This is a genomic window from Hamadaea sp. (assembly GCF_013362815.1).
Taxonomy (GTDB): domain Bacteria; phylum Actinomycetota; class Actinomycetes; order Mycobacteriales; family Micromonosporaceae; genus Hamadaea.
On the sequence record NZ_JABFVK010000059.1, the window covers coordinates 25,051 to 40,016 of the forward strand.

General features: G+C 69.5%; 12 protein-coding genes and 1 riboswitch. Of the genes, 4 read left to right on the forward strand and 8 right to left on the reverse strand.

The annotated features are described in order from the left end of the window. The gene (locus tag HOV77_RS25430; RefSeq protein ID WP_290865862.1) at nucleotides 1-510 is read right to left on the reverse strand and encodes a MarR family winged helix-turn-helix transcriptional regulator; all 510 of its coding nucleotides are present in this window, start codon (nucleotides 508-510) and stop codon (nucleotides 1-3) included. A gap of 87 nt (nucleotides 511-597) precedes the next feature. On the opposite strand from HOV77_RS25430, the gene HOV77_RS25435 reads away from it, so the two are divergent. Next, nucleotides 598-2,736 (forward strand): LLM class flavin-dependent oxidoreductase, encoded by a 2,139-nt coding sequence (locus HOV77_RS25435; protein ID WP_290865864.1) that lies wholly within the window; start codon nucleotides 598-600, stop codon nucleotides 2,734-2,736. Beyond that, nucleotides 2,733-3,626 carry an LLM class flavin-dependent oxidoreductase gene (locus tag HOV77_RS25440; RefSeq protein WP_290865866.1) on the forward strand — a complete coding sequence of 298 codons (894 nt, stop codon included), beginning with the start codon at nucleotides 2,733-2,735 and terminating at the stop codon, nucleotides 3,624-3,626. The genes HOV77_RS25435 and HOV77_RS25440 overlap by 4 nt, the downstream gene beginning before the upstream one ends. A 298-nt stretch (nucleotides 3,627-3,924) precedes the next feature. Here the strand turns inward: HOV77_RS25440 and HOV77_RS25445 are convergent, their stop codons facing one another. Then, complete coding sequence (locus tag HOV77_RS25445) at nucleotides 3,925-5,328, reverse strand: HAMP domain-containing sensor histidine kinase (protein WP_290865868.1); 1,404 nt, start codon at nucleotides 5,326-5,328, stop codon at nucleotides 3,925-3,927. Between the two features lie 55 nt (nucleotides 5,329-5,383). Next, nucleotides 5,384-6,136 carry a response regulator transcription factor gene (locus HOV77_RS25450; RefSeq protein ID WP_290865870.1) on the reverse strand — a complete coding sequence of 251 codons (753 nt, stop codon included), beginning with the start codon at nucleotides 6,134-6,136 and terminating at the stop codon, nucleotides 5,384-5,386. A gap of 100 nt (nucleotides 6,137-6,236) precedes the next feature. On the opposite strand from HOV77_RS25450, the gene HOV77_RS25455 reads away from it, so the two are divergent. Both HOV77_RS25455 and HOV77_RS25460 read left to right on the forward strand, forming a co-directional pair. Then, complete coding sequence (locus HOV77_RS25455) at nucleotides 6,237-7,124, forward strand: DUF72 domain-containing protein (RefSeq protein WP_290865872.1); 888 nt, start codon at nucleotides 6,237-6,239, stop codon at nucleotides 7,122-7,124. 207 nt (nucleotides 7,125-7,331) lie between these two features. Continuing rightward, nucleotides 7,332-9,752: a transglycosylase domain-containing protein gene (locus tag HOV77_RS25460; protein WP_290865874.1), complete on the forward strand. Its 2,421-nt coding sequence runs from the start codon at nucleotides 7,332-7,334 to the stop codon at nucleotides 9,750-9,752. A gap of 23 nt (nucleotides 9,753-9,775) precedes the next feature. Here HOV77_RS25460 and HOV77_RS25465 read toward each other — a convergent pair whose 3' ends face one another. The 5 genes from HOV77_RS25465 to HOV77_RS25485 all read right to left on the reverse strand — a co-directional run bounded on the left by HOV77_RS25465 (nucleotide 9,776) and on the right by HOV77_RS25485 (nucleotide 14,705). Then, on the reverse strand, nucleotides 9,776-11,164 hold the full coding sequence (locus tag HOV77_RS25465) for a hypothetical protein (RefSeq protein WP_290865876.1): 1,389 nt from the start codon (nucleotides 11,162-11,164) through the stop codon (nucleotides 9,776-9,778). Continuing rightward, complete coding sequence (locus HOV77_RS25470; protein ID WP_290865878.1) at nucleotides 11,161-11,655, reverse strand: SigE family RNA polymerase sigma factor; 495 nt, start codon at nucleotides 11,653-11,655, stop codon at nucleotides 11,161-11,163. The genes HOV77_RS25465 and HOV77_RS25470 overlap by 4 nt, the downstream gene beginning before the upstream one ends. Nucleotides 11,656-11,759: 104 nt before the next feature. Next, nucleotides 11,760-12,461 (reverse strand): nicotinamide mononucleotide transporter family protein, encoded by a 702-nt coding sequence (locus tag HOV77_RS25475; RefSeq protein ID WP_290865880.1) that lies wholly within the window; start codon nucleotides 12,459-12,461, stop codon nucleotides 11,760-11,762. Nucleotides 12,462-12,534: 73 nt separating this feature from the next. Then, nucleotides 12,535-12,665, reverse strand: a riboswitch (FMN riboswitch). Between the two features lie 240 nt (nucleotides 12,666-12,905). Continuing rightward, nucleotides 12,906-13,538, reverse strand: a complete 633-nt coding sequence (locus tag HOV77_RS25480) for an RraA family protein (protein WP_290865882.1) — start codon at nucleotides 13,536-13,538, stop codon at nucleotides 12,906-12,908. A gap of 36 nt (nucleotides 13,539-13,574) precedes the next feature. Then, nucleotides 13,575-14,705 (reverse strand): epoxide hydrolase family protein, encoded by a 1,131-nt coding sequence (locus tag HOV77_RS25485; protein ID WP_290865884.1) that lies wholly within the window; start codon nucleotides 14,703-14,705, stop codon nucleotides 13,575-13,577. Between the last annotated feature and the right edge of the window lie 261 nt (nucleotides 14,706-14,966).

The following is a 14,966-nucleotide window of genomic DNA, read 5'->3' on the forward strand; positions in this document are numbered from 1 at the left end:
TCATCCGGCCGCGGAACGCGTGGGGGTGGCGGCGGAGCCGGCGAGGGCGGACGCGACGACGTCGCAGGGATCGGTCACCTCGTCGATGTCGCGTACGGCGCACGCCACCCGCCGGAGCAGGGCGCGAAACGCATCCCGTTCGGCCGGCGACAACGTGCCGAGCACCGTGTCCTCCGCTGTGCGTACCCGTTTCTGAAGATCCTGCAGGGCGCGACGGCCCGCCGCCGTGGCGACCACCTTGCGCTGACGGCGGTCGGCCGGGTTGAGCCGGCGCTCCACGAGCCCGGCAGCGACCAGATCGTCGATGAGATACGTCATGACGGTGCGGTCGATGCCCAGGTACGCCGCGAGCGCGAGCTGGCTCGGGTGTTCGCCGCGGACGACCTCGGTCAGCGTCTGGTAGCCGCGCGGGCCGTGGGGGAACTCGCCCAGCTCGACCACGACCGTGCTCTGGTACGCGCGCAGCAGCACACCGAGCGCCCACCCGAAGTCGTCGTGCTCCCGATTCATGCCTGGAATCATACCGGCCGAAGTGCGGTTGCACCTATCATCTGCGCGACATACGATCTGCTCTGCAACAGATCTTGGGAGGTACGCATGGAGTTCGGCACGTCGATCACGCCGGCGAACGGCGGCGATCCGGTCGGTCTCGCGCGCCGCAGCGAGGAGCTGGGCTTCGACCTCGTCACCTTCCAGGACCACCCGTACCAGCCCCGGTTCCACGACACCTGGACGCTGCTGGCCTGGGTCGCGGGGCAGACCGAGCGCGTCCGGCTCGCCGGGAACGTGCTGAATCTCCCCCTCCGCGATCCGGCCCTGCTCGCGCGCAGCGCCGCCAGCCTCGACCTGCTCTCGGGCGGTCGGCTGGAGCTGGCGCTGGGCGCGGGCGGATTCTGGGACGCGATCGAGGCGATGGGCGGGCCCCGGCGTGAACCGCGCGCGGCGGTCGAGGCCACCGACGAGGCGATCGACATCATCCGCGGGCTGCACCACGCTGGTGATCCGACGCCGTTCCGCTCTGAAGGCACCCACTACCGGGTGCCGAACGCGCAGCGCGGTCCCCTGCCCGCCCACCACATCCCGATCTGGCTGGGCGCGCTAGGCCCCCGGATGCTGCGCCTGATCGGCCGCAAGGCGGACGGCTGGCTGCCGAGCCTCGGCCGGGTGGGCGTCGACGGCCTGCGGGCCGGGAACAAACTCATCGACGAGGCTGCCGTCGCCGCCGGGCGCGATCCGGCGGACATCCGGCGTCTCGTCAACGTGACACCGGACGTTCCGCTCGAAGTGCTGCAAACCCTGGAAGCCGACACGCTCATCCTCTACACCGACGACGTGTCCGAGATGGAGCGGTTCGCCCGGGAGGTCATGCCCGTCCTGCGGGCGACGAACCGGCGGCCGACCCGGCCGAGCTGGGCGCGAGCGAAGCGGCGCCCGGGGATCGACTACGACGGCGTACCGCGGTCGGCGGATGCCGTCGAGCCCGGCGACATCGACTTCCCCCGGCTGAAGTCCACCTATCTCCGGGGCGGCAACCCCGGCATCATCCTGCGGCCGCGTACGACCGCCGAGGTGGTGGAGGCGTTGGCGTTCGCTCGCCGCCATCGCACCGTCCCGCTCGGCATCCGCAGCGGCGGGCACGGCGTCAGCGGACGGTCCACCAACGACGGTGGCATCGTGCTCAGCGTCGCGCGGCTCAACCACATCGAGGTCGTCGGCGACCGCCGGGTCCGCGTCGGCCCGGGCGCGCGCTGGTCCGACATCGCCCGCACGCTCGCACCGCACGGGTGGGCGCTCACCTCGGGTGACTACGGCGGCGTCGGCGTCGGCGGGCTCACCACCGCGGGCGGCGTCGGCTGGTTCGCCCGCAAGCACGGGCTCACCCTCGATCACCTGCGATCCGCGGAGGTCGTTCTCGCTTCAGGCCAAGTCGTACGCGTAGACGCGGCGCACGACGCCGAGTTGTTCTGGGCGATCCGGGGAGCCGGTGCCAACTTCGGGATCGTGACGGACTTCGAGTTCGACGTGGACGAAGTGGGTGACGTGGGATTCGGCCAGCTGGCCGTGGACGCGAGCGATCCGGCGGGGCTGCTGGAGCGGTTCGGGGCCGCCGTCGAAGCCGCACCCCGGGAGCTGACCGCCTCGCTCATCATGGGCCCGCCCCGGCGAGGTGCGTACGCGTCGATTCTGGCGGTCGTGGACAGCGACGATCCCGAGACGATCGTCTCGCTGCTGGAACCGTTGGCCGAGATCGCTCCGCTGGTCGACCAGCGCGTCGTCCTCACCCCGTACGCCGGGCTCATGGCCACCGACGGCAACTCCCACCACGACGGCCAAGGCGAGCCGGCCGGGCGGTCCGGGCTGATCGAGCACCTGACGCCGGCGTTCACGGCCGACGCCGAAGAACTGCTGCGCAGCGGTGCCGTGCACTTCTTCCAGCTCCGGTCGGTCGGTGGGGCGGTCGCCGACGTCGACCCGATGGCGACGGCGTACGCGAACCGGTCGGCGAACTTCTCCGTGACCGCGCTCGGCCTGAGCCAGCGCCGCGTCGACGCGGCTTGGGACCGGTTGCACCACCACTTCCAGGGCACCTACCTCAACTTCGACACCGACCGGCGGCCCGAGCGGCTGCACGACGCGTGGCCGCCGGAGCACCTGACCCGGCTGCGCGACCTCAAGCGCCGCTACGACCCGGACGGCGTCTTCCGCGACAACTTCTACCTCGGGGACGACCGATGACCGACTACGGACACGACCTCCAGTTCGGGGTGTTCGTCACCCCGGCGGCCCAGCCCGCGCATCACGCCGTCGACCTGGCGGTGACCGCCGACCGGGCCGGGCTGGACCTGGTGACCTTCCAGGACCACCCGTATCAGCCCCACTTCCACGACACCTGGACGCTGCTGAGCTACGCCGCCTCGCGTACGTCGCGCGTGCACGTCAGCGGCAACGTACTGAACCTGCCCCTGCGGCAGCCCGCCGTTCTCGCCCGCGCCGCCGCCTCCCTGGATCTGCTCTCGGGCGGCCGGTTCGAGCTGGGCATCGGCGCGGGCGGGTTCTGGGACGCCATCGCAGCGATGGGCGGGCGGCGGCTCAGCCCCGGGCAGTCCGTGCGAGCCCTCGAAGAGGCGATCACGATCTTCCGCGAGATCTGGAACCCGGCCGAACGTGGCGGCGTACGCGTCGAAGGCGAGTTCTACCAGGTACGCGGAGCGAAGCGCGGACCCGCTCCGGCCCACGACATCCCGATCTGGCTGGGTGCGTACAAGCCGCGCATGCTGCGCCTGATCGGGCGGAAGGCCGACGGCTGGCTGCCGTCGCTGGGTTACCTGCCCGGCGGCCCGGCCGAGCTGGCCCCGCTCAACGCCGAGATCGACGAGGCCGCCGCCGGTGCCGGACGGTCGCCGTCGGCGATCCGGCGGCTGCTGAACGTCGGCGGGCAGTTCTCCGCCCAAGCTCAAGGCTTCCTCAACGGGCCGCCCGATCAGTGGGCCGAAGATCTCGCCGGGCTGACCCTGGAGCACGGCGTGAGCACCTTCATCCTCGCCGGCGACGACGCCGCCACGATCGAGCGGTACGCCGCCGAAGTCGCTCCGGCGACTCGCGAACTCGTCGCCGCCGCCCGCTGACCTCGCCTGCTAAGCGCGTCATGTTTTGGCGCTGGATCAGGGTTCCCGGTCGAATCTTGGGTCGTGATTCGACCCAGATCCAGGATCCAGCGCTCAAGGCATCAGCCGTTTCACCGCCGTGCTTGGTCGAGATGGCCTCGCCGTACGTCTCGTAGTGCGAGAACTCGCGGCTGGTCCCGCCGTGCGACCGCGTGTAGACGCGGACAGACGTCGGACGGGCTCATCTCGGCCCTCCGGGGATTCGGCTGGTCCCCATCCTGAATCGTCGCCGCAACTTCCGCCGACCCGATACGAACCGCTAATCCGCCAACGGAAGGCGGACGGTGAACGTCGTCCGGCCGGGCTCGCTGCTGACGGACACCTCGCCGTGATGAGCCGCGACGACGGCCTGCACGATCGCCAAGCCCAGCCCGGTGCTCCCGGCGGTACGCGAACGCGACCCGTCGCCGCGGGCGAACCGCTCGAAGACGTGCGGCAGCAGCTCAGCCGGGATCCCGGGGCCGGCGTCGGTCACGGTCAGCACCGCGTCAGCGGTGGCGGGCGCGACCGCGACGGTGACGACCGTGCGCTCGGGAGTGTGCGTACGCGCATTGCCGAGGAGGTTCGCCACGACTTGGTGCAGCCGGGCGCGGTCGCCGGTGACGACGACGGGTTCCTCGGGTACGTCGAGCCGCCACACGTGTCCCGGCCCGGCGGCGTGCGCGTCGCCGACGGCGTCCACCACCAGCGAGGTCAGGTCGACCGGCTGGTACTCCAGCGGACGTCCGGCGTCGAGGCGGGCCAGCAGCAGCAGGTCTTCGACCAGGCCGCTCATCCGGCGCGCCTCGGACTCCATCCGGTCGAGCAGGTGCCCGACATCGTCGGGGAGGTCGTGGCGGCGGCTGAGTTCGGCGTACCCGCGAATGGAGGCGAGCGGCGTCCGCAGTTCGTGACTGGCGTCGGCGACGAACTGGCGTACCTGGGTCTCGCTCGCGTGCCGGGCTTCGAGCGCCTCCCCGACATGGTCCAGCATCCGGTTGAGCGCCGCGCCGACCTGGCCGACCTCCGTACGCGGATCGGTGTCGCGCTCGTCGACGCGTTGCGGCAGTTCGACCTCACCGCGGTCGAGGCGTACCTGCGAGACTCGCGTAGCCGTGGCGGCGACCCTCGACAGTGGACGAAGCGCCCGGCGGACGATGACGGTGCCGCCGACCGCCACCGAGCCGAGCACGAGCACGGTCGCGGCTCCGACGACGATCGTGAGCAGCAGCACCGTCTCCCGGGTCTCCTCCAGGGGCAGTCCGGTGATGAGGATCGCGCCGTCGTCCATCTGCCGCGCGACGACCCGGTACGCACCCTGGTCGCACAGTTCGATGGTGTGCGCTTTCCCGTCGAGCGGGACCGCCCGCAGATTCGCGTACGCGTCGGCCAGGTCGGGCGACGTCTGGCCCTGCTCGGTCAACACCGAGGCCGAGGTGACTTCGCCGTCGCAGAGGCGCGCGTTGAGAGTGCCGATGCTCTGGCCGAGCACCCAGCCGTCCTGGTCCGAACCTGCGGAACAAGAGGTGCCGGCGGGCTTGGGCTTGTGGCTGTCGTACCCCTTGGGTGCCCGGGTGGCGGCCGCCGTCAACTGCCGGTCGATCTGCGCGTCGAGCGTCTTGTCCAGCGCGACGATCGTCGTGACGCCGACCGCGAGGAAGGCCGCGGCGAGCAACACCGTCATCGCGGCCACCAGCCGGGCCCGTAGCGTCCAGGTGGACGGGTGCGGCCGGAACCGCCTACGCGACGGGCTTGAGGACATACCCGGCGCCACGCATCGTGTGGATCATGGGCACTCGCCCGGCGTCGATCTTCTTGCGCAGGTACGAGATGTACAGCTCGACCACGTTGGCCTGGCCGCCGAAGTCGTAGTTCCAGACGCGATCGAGGATCTGCCGCTTCGACAGCACACGCCGCGGATTGCGCATGAGGTAGCGCAGCAGCTCGAACTCGGTCGCGGTCAGCTCGATCGATACACCGCCACGGCGTACCTCCCGGCTGTCTTCTTCCAGTACGAGGTCGCCGACGACCAGCATCGACTCCGACTGCGCGTCGGCCCGTACCGATCGGCGTACGAGGGCACGCAGCCGGGCCACGAGTTCTTCGATGCTGAACGGCTTGGTGACGTAGTCGTCGCCGCCAGCGGTGAGCCCCGCCACCCGATCCTCGACGGAGTCCTTGGCGGTGAGGAAGAGCACGGGCAGCTCCGGAGCCTCAGCCCGCAGCTTGCGGAGTACCTGGAGACCGTCGAAGTCGGGCAGCATCATGTCGAGCACGACGGCGTCCGGCCGGAACTCCCGGGCGGTACGCACAGCGCTGCCGCCGTCGGCGGCACTGCGTACCTCCCAGCCCTCGTAACGCAGCGCCATGGACAGCAGCTCGGCCAGCGTCGGCTCGTCGTCCACCACGAGCATGCGGACCGGGCTGCCGTCCGCGCGGCGCAACTGCCCGCGCTGCGAAGACTTGGCGCTCACCGTGGCTGCGTTCGTCATGCCCTCGATCATGCGGGAGGCCCCTCGGGAACCGCTATTCGTCAGCTGTGTGTTCGCTGTACCGGTCCATGGGAACGGAGCCAGCCGGTAACCTGGGCCCATGGGCGGCATTCGGGTCGGCACCGCCTCGTGGACCGACAAGACCCTGCTCGCGTCCGGGTGGTATCCGCAGACGGCCGACACCGCCGAGAAGCGCCTGGCGTACTACGCCCGGCAGTTCCCGCTCGTCGAAGTCGACGCCACTTACTACTCCCCGCCCGCCGAGCAGACCGTCAAGCTCTGGGCCGAACGCACCCCGGCCGATTTCACATTCAACATCAAGGCGTTCAGTTTGCTCACCGGACACCCGACGAAGGTCTCCTCGATCTTCAAGGACCTGCGGCCGGAGACCGACAAGTCCTCCGTCTACCCACGTGACCTCGACCCGAAGACCACCGACGAGATCTGGGAACGGTTCCTGTCGGCGTTGCAGCCGCTCAGCGATGCCGGGAAGCTCGGCGTACTGCTGTTCCAGTTCCCGCCGTGGTTCACCATCCGGCGGTCGAACAAGGACTACGTCCTCGAAGCCGCCGAGCGCTGCCGTCCGTTGCCCATCGCCGTGGAGTTCCGGCACGAGTCCTGGTTCGCCGGCGACAATCGGGCCGAGACCCTCGACTTCCTGCGCCGCCACCACCTGCCGTTCGTCTGCGTCGACATGCCGCAGGGCCACAAGTCCTCGATCCCGCCCGTGGTGGAGGCGACCGCCGACCGGGCGGTGGTCCGCTTCCACGGGCACAGCGACAAATGGACCAGCCGGGACATCTACGAGAAGTTCGGCTACCTGTACTCCCAGCGGGAGCTCAAGGACTGGGCCCCGAAGCTGGAGAAGCTGGCCGACAGCACCGGCGAGACGCACGTGCTCATGAACAACTGCTACTCCGACTACGCCCAGCGCAACGCGAAGCAGCTCATCGACCTGCTGACCGACGACGCCGGCACGAGCGACTAGCGCGGCCGGGGCGCCCGGCCGGAATGCCGACCCGAAATGGCTCCCGAGCTGCGGATATCGGATCGTCCGTTCGTCGCAGCCCTTTGCATTCAAGTTACTGGATGATGTGATCCACGACATGCCCGGCCGGGGCCGGGCAACGGCTTCGGGTGATCTTGCGTCAAGGTGCTCAGATCACCCGCCCGTTTCGACCCCGGTGGTGCCCTCATGCGTAAAGGCGATCGCAACCCTCTCGTGAACGTGGCGTCGCTGCTGATCTGCGGTGTCCTCGCGGGTGTAGTAGTGGCGGCGGCGGCGTTCCCGGCGATCGCGATGTCGGGACTGGCGGCCAAGTCGGGCACCCAGGCCTTCGCCGATCTGCCCACCGAACTGACGGTGAAACGCTCGCCGCAGATGAGCAAGATCTACGCGAACGACGGCAAGACGCTGCTGGCCTCGATCTATGACGAGAACCGGCAAGACATCACCATGGACCAGATCCCCAAGGTGATGCAGCAAGCGATGATCGCCGCCGAAGACCACAAGTTCTACGAGCACAACGGGGTCGACGTCCAGGGCATCGCGCGCGCGTTCGTGGCGAACAAGAACTCCGGGGAGACGCAGCAGGGCGCGTCCACACTGACGATGCAATACGTGCGCTTGTCGATCACGTATGCCGCCGACAACCCCAACGACGTCCTGGACGCCTCGGTCGACACTCCGGCGCGCAAGCTGCGTGAGGTGCGGTATTCCCTGGCGATCGAGAAGAAGCTGACCAAGGACCAGATCCTGGAGGGCTACCTCAACATCGCGTACTTCGGCAACCACGCGTTCGGCATCTACGCGGCCTCGCAGGTCTACTTCGGCAAGGAGCCCAAGGATCTGACCATCGAGGAGGCGGCGTTCCTGGCCGGCCTCGTGAAGTCGCCGAGCAGCTACAACCCGATCCAGGACGACGGCGGCGTCAACGAGCAGGCGGCCGCGGACGGCAAGGGCCGCCGCGACTGGGTCATCGACCAGATGCGAGACATCGGGGCGATCACGGCCGACCAGGCGACCGCGGCCAAGGCCAAGGAGCTGAAGATCAGCGGCAAGCCGGCTCCCAACGGCTGCACGGCGACGGCGATCGCGAGCGCCGGGTTCTTCTGCGACTTCCTGCAGCGCTGGTGGATGAACGAACCGGCGTTCGGCGCGAACTCCTACGAGCGCGAACGGGCGCTGAAGACCGGCGGCTACAAGATCGTCTCCTCGCTGGACGTGCCGACGCAGAACGCCGCGAAGGCGAACGTCGAGAAGTACCTCAAGACCGGTAAGAAACACGCGCTGATGGTGGTCGCGGTCGAGCCGGGCACCGGCAAGGTCCGGTCGATGGCGGTGAACCGCAACTTCAAGATCGACGACGCGGCCAATCCGAAGAACGGCCTGTCGACCGACCCCGCCAAGGCGGCCAAGAACATCCGGGGCACGTACCCGAACACCGTGAACCCGCTGATGAGCGGCGACCAGTACGGCTATCAGTTCGGCTCGACCTTCAAGATCTTCACCGCCGTCGCGGCGCTGGAGAACGGCTATCCGCTGGATTACACGATCAACTCCCCGTACCAGTGGGTGTCGCCGTTCGTCACCGCGCCGGGCCCGGCGTCCTGTGGCGACAAGTGGTGCCCGAAGAACGCGTCGCAGTCGATGACCGGCGTACACACCATGTGGCAGGCGTTCGGCCGGTCGGTCAACACGTACTTCGCGCAGCTCATCGCCCGGGTGGGACCGGGCAAGGCGGTCGAGGCGGCCCGCCAGATGGGCCTGACCTTCCGGGGCGACCCGAAGGTCCAGGGCACCGACGCATACTTCGCGGCGCATCCGGACGCCTGGGGCACCTTCACCCTCGGCGTCACGCAGAACACGCCGATGGAGATGGCCAACGCCTTCGCCACTTTGGCGGCCGACGGCACGTACTGCGAGCCGATCCCGGTGGAGTCGATCACCGACGCCAACGGGGTCGAGCTGGACGCGGCGAAGCCGCGCTGCCGGAAGGCGATCGACACCGACGTCGCCCGGGCCGCGATCGACATGGCCCGCTGCCCGCTCGGCGACCGGTCCCAGCTCGGCGGATGCGCCAACGGCGGCACGGCCCCCTACGTCCACGGCATCGTGGACAAGCCGGTGGCGGGCAAGACCGGCACCACCGACAACGACCGCACCGCGGCGATGGTGGCCACGACGCGGCAGCTGTCGGTGGCGGGCATCGTCGCCGACCCTGACTGGACCCTCAACGACGTCAGCGACGGCAACCTCGGCGGGAAGGACGCGCACCGAGACGTCGTCAACCCGGCCGTCGCCGACACGCTGCGCGACGGCATGACAGGAAAGCCCTCCCAGCAGTTCCCCAAGCCGGACGGCACGAAGATCGTGCACGGGACGAAGACCTCCATCCCGAGCGTCACCTGCAAGTCCGTGAACGAGGCGACGAGCATCCTGCGGAACAAGGGCTTCAGCGTGACGGTCGAGTCCGGCGAGGTGAATTCGACCTGCCCGAAGGGCACCGTCGCCGGAACGTCGCCGAGCGGCTCGACGAGCAAGAACAGCACCGTGGCGATCCAGATCAGCAACGGCAAGGGCGGCGGACAGAGCCCGCCGCCCACGCAGGGCTAGCCTCGGACCGGCTCCGAATCAGCTCAGAGGGTCGACCAGCCGTCGATCGGCTCCGTCGCCTTCGGCTGGGAGATGCGCGTACGCCCGACGATCTGCCCGTTCTGGTCGAGCGCTTGGAACTCGGCGGTCATCGGATCGGCGACGGTCAGCACTGCCGCGTCGTCGGCGACCGCCGCCTCGCCGACGGTGACGCCACCGGCGACGGCGCGTACGCCGACCGCGTTGCCCGGCGCGATAACGAGAACTCCGGTGCCGCTGTCGTCCAGGCGTACGGCGACTGTCGCATGTGGATCAGCAGGATTCGTCTCCGTGGCGAATCCCCGGCCGATCCCGGTTCCGCTGCCGGAATCCGACCCGCCTTGGTCGTCGTAGCGGATCGAGACGGTGCCCGCCCAGCCACCGGCGACCCGGGGCGCGGCGACGACCGTCGTGATCCCCGCCTTCCCCGCCGCCTCACCGTCGGGCCAGGTGATCCGGCCGCCCCACACGAGACGGGGCAATCCGCTCAGCATCGCGGGGCCGAGCGGTCCCCGCTCGTCCTCGAGCGCCTCCCGGGCGAGCCGGGCGTCCGGCGTACCGCGCGCTGTCCGCAGCTCCTGGCCGGCGATCTGATCGGTGATGGCGAGGATGCCGGTGTCGTAGGGGGCGGGCGTCTTCTCCCGGACCCGGCCACCGCAGTCGACGCGCCACCATTCGGCTCGCGCTGTCGTCGCGTCGCGTACGAGGTAGGACCCGGTCGGCTCGGCCTGCCAGTGGTTCACCTCCGGCCAGGCGGCCGACTCCAGGGTGCACCCGGCCGGGGCGAGCGCCACCACGGCCGCCGTCCCAGCTCCGTACGCGTCCGGGAACTCGACGTGCGTGAACGGGCCGAGTCCGTCGCTGTAACTGCTCAGCGCCTCGATCCTGGTCAGCTCCGCCGCGCTCGCTCCCTTCGGCGCCTTGAACACCGCCGACGCCTGGGTCCACGCCGACGCCCCCGGGTCGGTCAAGGCGAACGCCACGATCGCGATCCGCCACGGACCGACGTCATCCAAATACAGGATGTGCGTCTCGCGTACCGCATAGCGGGTGAGATAGACCCCCCCTTGCCGATGCTCCCCGATCAGCTTGGCCACGTCGGCGAGGTAGGCGGGGTCCGAGGCCGCGAGTCGGCCGCGGACCGGAGTGTTCGCGAGCCGCTGCTCCCAGACGCGCTGGGCGTCGAAGCCCGTTGCAGGCGGCGGCGAACCGTGCTCCGGCATGACTACGACGGCTACCGCCAGCGCGCCCGCGACCGTGGTCGCGACCGCAGCGGTCCGGCGTCGGCGCGACCGGCGGTGCCGCGCGCGGATCCGGCCGTACGGATCGTGTTCCGGGCGCACCTCGTCGGCCAGATCGCGCAGAGCGCGGCCGACCTTCTCGTCGACGCTCACAGCGGCATCCTTTCCAGATCGACCGGGTCGAGGACGGCCCGGAGCCGAGCCAGTCCCCGGCTGGCGTGACTCTTGACGTTGCCTAGGGAACAGCCCAGCGCAGCGGCCACCTCAGCCTCGGACATGTCACCGAGATAGCGCAGGACGACCACTGCCCGGGTACGCGGCGGCAGCGAGCGCAGCGCGTCGCGAACCGCGTGCCGTTGCGCGATCGCCTCAGCGGCGTCGGTGAACCCGACGTCCGGCGGCGAGTCCGTCACCAGTTCCCGCCGCCGGACGCGCCGCCAGACGCTGATGTGCTGGTTCACCATGACCCGGCGGACGTAAGGCATGGGCTCGTCCACCCGCGACCACGCCCGCATGGTGCGGACCAGCGCGCTCTGCACCAGATCCTCGGCCTCGTGCGTCGAACCGGTGAGCAGGTACGCGATCCGCAGCAGCTCGACATAGCGAGCCTCCACGAATTCGCGGAACCCGTCCTCACTCGGCATCGGCGTGCTCCCTCGGCGATCCGGGCACGACCTCGGTCGGCGCGCCCGGCTACCTGACACGACCCGGGCTCGCCGCCGAAGGTTGTGTCAGGCAGCCAAGATCTTTAGACGGTGACTGCTGTCGAACTGGCGGGAGCGGCGACCGCCGCCCGCGACGTACGCAGCCAGACCGAGAACCCGTAGGCCACGAGCCCGCCGTAGACCACGTACAGCACCGCCGACGGATAGAAGTGCGATTTGATCAGCAGTGGTACGCCGACCGCGTCGACGGCCAGCCAAGCGAGCCAGAAGTCGTTCCAGCCCCGGGCCATGGCGTACGTGGCGACCATGGAGCCGACGAAGATCCAGGCGTCGCACCAGAAGTACCACCGCGGGGCCGGCCAGCCCGCCCCGAATCCGGCGAACACCTGCTGGACGACGGCCACCGCGATCACCCAGAAGGCGACCAACGCCAGCCGTTCCCGCGCGGTCGCCCAGCGCGGCGTGATCGCCGGGCCGCTGGTACCCCGGCCCCTCGACACTCCGTACCAGCGCCACCAGCCGTAGACGCTCGTGATGATGAAGAAGATCTGCCGGCCCGCCTGGCCGAACAGGGTCATCGCCTGCGGATTGTCGAAGGCGACGCCGAAGAACACGGTGAACAACAGCAGATTGCCGGCGATCCCGACCGGCCACGCCCAGACCCGGCGGCGCAGACCGCCGATGGCCGAGGCGAAGCCGAACGCGTTGCCGACGACCTCGCGCCACAGGATGTGCTGGCCGAAGACGGACAGCTGGGCGTCGAACAGGTCGTGCAGAACACTCATCGCAGGGTCCCCTTCCACTATGGACCCCGGGGGACGCGAGACGACGGCGTCAGCCCACGGCTGACCCCGTTCGTCGCGTGCTGCCTCCCATCCGGACTTTCACCGTCGGTCCCGGAGTTTCACCGGGTCAACCGGCCGCTGGCTGCGGTCGGGTCGCGGACTTTCACCGCCGGTTCGGACTTTCACCGACCCCGGAGCACGTCTGTCGCGCAGTATCACACTTGTTTCTCTTGCTCCCTAGGGTGCCGGTCACACGGGGCCCTCCGGCGCCGCGCTGACCCGGGCGCCGCGCGCTGACCCGGGCGCCGCGTCGGGCGATATCCCGGGATAACGCGGTCTCGCACAGTGTTCGAGGGGACGTTATCCCGGATAACGCGCCGGGCCGAGCGCGTACAGCGGGTGCAAGCGAGACAGTGCGGCGCGACGGGCCCAGGGGTGTAGCAGCTAGCGAGACAGCGCGGCGGCCGCCTCGTGATCGGCAGTACGCAGGATGCCGGCGATCTTCGCGCGGTGCGCCGACTCCCAGTCGTCCAATGTCTCGGCCGCCTCTTTGGCGAGCTTCGCCTTCGCCCGTACCGCGATCTCGGCCTGCTGCGCGGCCGGCACGACGACCACGCCTTCCTCGTCGGCGACGACGATGTCACCTGGGTGGACGGTCACACCGCCGCAGGTCGCCGGAGTGTTCAGCGGCTCAGGTCCGGCCTTCGCTCCGGGGATCGGGATGACGCCCCGCGCGAAGACCGGGAAGGCAGCGTCGCGTACCTCGGCCAGGTCGCGGATCAGACCGTCGAGGACGAATCCTGCGATCCCCCGCCGTTGTGCGACCGCGCAGACGTTCCCGCCCGCCAGCGCATACTCGAGGTCGCCGGACTCCACGACGATCACCGAGCCCGGCCCGGCGAGGTGAATCGCCGCGTGCAGCATCAGGTTGTCGCCCGGCCGGCACCGGACCGTGTACGCCGGGCCGGCCACCCGCGGCGTCGGCGACCACAACGGCCGGATGCCGATATCCATGACCTGCGCTCGGTCGAGCAGATCGGCCAGCGTGGTCGTGGGCAGCTCAGCGAAGTCGGTCACGCGTACCATCTAACAGTACGAACGTACGGTATGCAACTACAGGCTGCCGAAGAAGGCTCGCAGGTCCGCGACGACCAGGTCCGGATCGGTCGTGTACGCGAAATGCCCACCCCGCTCGAACTCGGTGTAGCGCACGATGTTGTTCGACCGCCCGGCGAACGTCTGAATCGTGCGGAAGTCCTGCGGGAACACCGCGACCGCGGTTGGCACCTCGTTGGGCTCCTCGCGGTAACCCGCGCCGCTCTGGGCGTCCTCGTAGTAGTGCCGGGCGCTCGAACCGCCGGTACGCGTGAACCAATAGATGCTGACGTGGGTCAGATAGTTGTCGACGTCGAGATAGTCCGCGAAGTCGCCCCAGCCCGTCCAGAGTTCGGCGTTCCAGGCCAGCTGCCCGGCCGGCGAGTCGGTCAGCCCGTACGCCAAGGTCAGCGGCCGGGTCTGCTGGATCTTCTGGTAACCCGCCTTGCTCTGGAAGTCGGCGGTGGTCCCGGACAGGCTCGCCTTGTCCGCCTCGGAGAGCTTGGCGAACTCGGCCGGATCCCCGGACGGGAAGGCGAAGATCTGCAGCAGGTGTACGCCGATCAACCCCTCTGGGCCGAGGATGCCGAGTTCGCGACCGACGAGTGCGCCCGCGTCGCCGCCTGCCGCTCCCCAGTGTTCGTAGCCGAGTCTGGCCATGAGCGTGGCGAACGCCCGGGCCATCCGGGCGCTGTCCCACCCCGGCTCGGTCGGCGCTCCCGAGAATCCATAGCCTGGCAACGACGGAGCGATCACGTGGAACGCCTGCGCCGGATCACCGCCGTGCGACCGCGGGTCGGTCAACGGGCCGAGCACGTCGAGGAACTCCACAACGGACCCGGGCCAGCCGTGCAGCAGCAGCAACGGCGTCGCATCCGGTTCGGGTGAGCGTACGTGGAGGAAGTGGACGTGCTGCCCGTCGATGGTGGTGCTGAATTGTGGAATCTCGTTGAGCCCGGCCTCGGCCGCGCGCCAGTCGTAACCGTCGCGCCACCGCTCCACCAGCCGTCGCACAACCGCCGTCGGCATCCCGTACGCCGTCCCAGCGCCGGGGATCTCGTCCGGCCACCGAGTCGCCGCGAGCCGGGCGGTCAGGTCGTCCAGGTCCGCCTGCGGAATGTCGATCCGGAAAGGCACGATTTCAGTCATGACCCCGACGCTACGGGGCCTTTAGGCCGAGATCGTTCCTAATGCGGCAACGCATGCCGCCGTCCGTGTCGGACGGGCCTTGCAGTACGCCAAGATCGTCGGCTCCCGACGATCAATGCACTAAACGGCCCAAGAATGTCGGCAGCCGACGATCAAGGAGGAGGAAATCTCCAAGATTGTCGGCTGCCGACGATCATGGTCCGGCCACGCCCCAGACGGGCGGAGCGGCGGACGAAACGCGAGCGAGCGAAGACACGGGGG

Bases quoted from the DNA above. Each gene is read 5' to 3' on its own strand.
- HOV77_RS25455 (WP_290865872.1), top strand. From the start codon at position 6,237: ATGGGCGGCATTCGGGTCGGCACCGCCTCGTGGACCGACAAGACCCTG.
- HOV77_RS25475 (WP_290865880.1), bottom strand. From the start codon at position 12,461: ATGAGTGTTCTGCACGACCTGTTCGACGCCCAGCTGTCCGTCTTCGGC.
- HOV77_RS25450 (WP_290865870.1), bottom strand. From the start codon at position 6,136: ATGACGAACGCAGCCACGGTGAGCGCCAAGTCTTCGCAGCGCGGGCAG.
- HOV77_RS25470 (WP_290865878.1), bottom strand. From the start codon at position 11,655: ATGCCGAGTGAGGACGGGTTCCGCGAATTCGTGGAGGCTCGCTATGTC.
- HOV77_RS25440 (WP_290865866.1), top strand. From the start codon at position 2,733: ATGACCGACTACGGACACGACCTCCAGTTCGGGGTGTTCGTCACCCCG.
- HOV77_RS25435 (WP_290865864.1), top strand. From the start codon at position 598: ATGGAGTTCGGCACGTCGATCACGCCGGCGAACGGCGGCGATCCGGTC.
- HOV77_RS25445 (WP_290865868.1), bottom strand. From the start codon at position 5,328: ATGACGGTGTTGCTCGCCGCGGCCTTCCTCGCGGTCGGCGTCACGACG.
- HOV77_RS25485 (WP_290865884.1), bottom strand. From the start codon at position 14,705: ATGACTGAAATCGTGCCTTTCCGGATCGACATTCCGCAGGCGGACCTG.
- HOV77_RS25460 (WP_290865874.1), top strand. From the start codon at position 7,332: ATGCGTAAAGGCGATCGCAACCCTCTCGTGAACGTGGCGTCGCTGCTG.
- HOV77_RS25430 (WP_290865862.1), bottom strand. From the start codon at position 510: ATGAATCGGGAGCACGACGACTTCGGGTGGGCGCTCGGTGTGCTGCTG.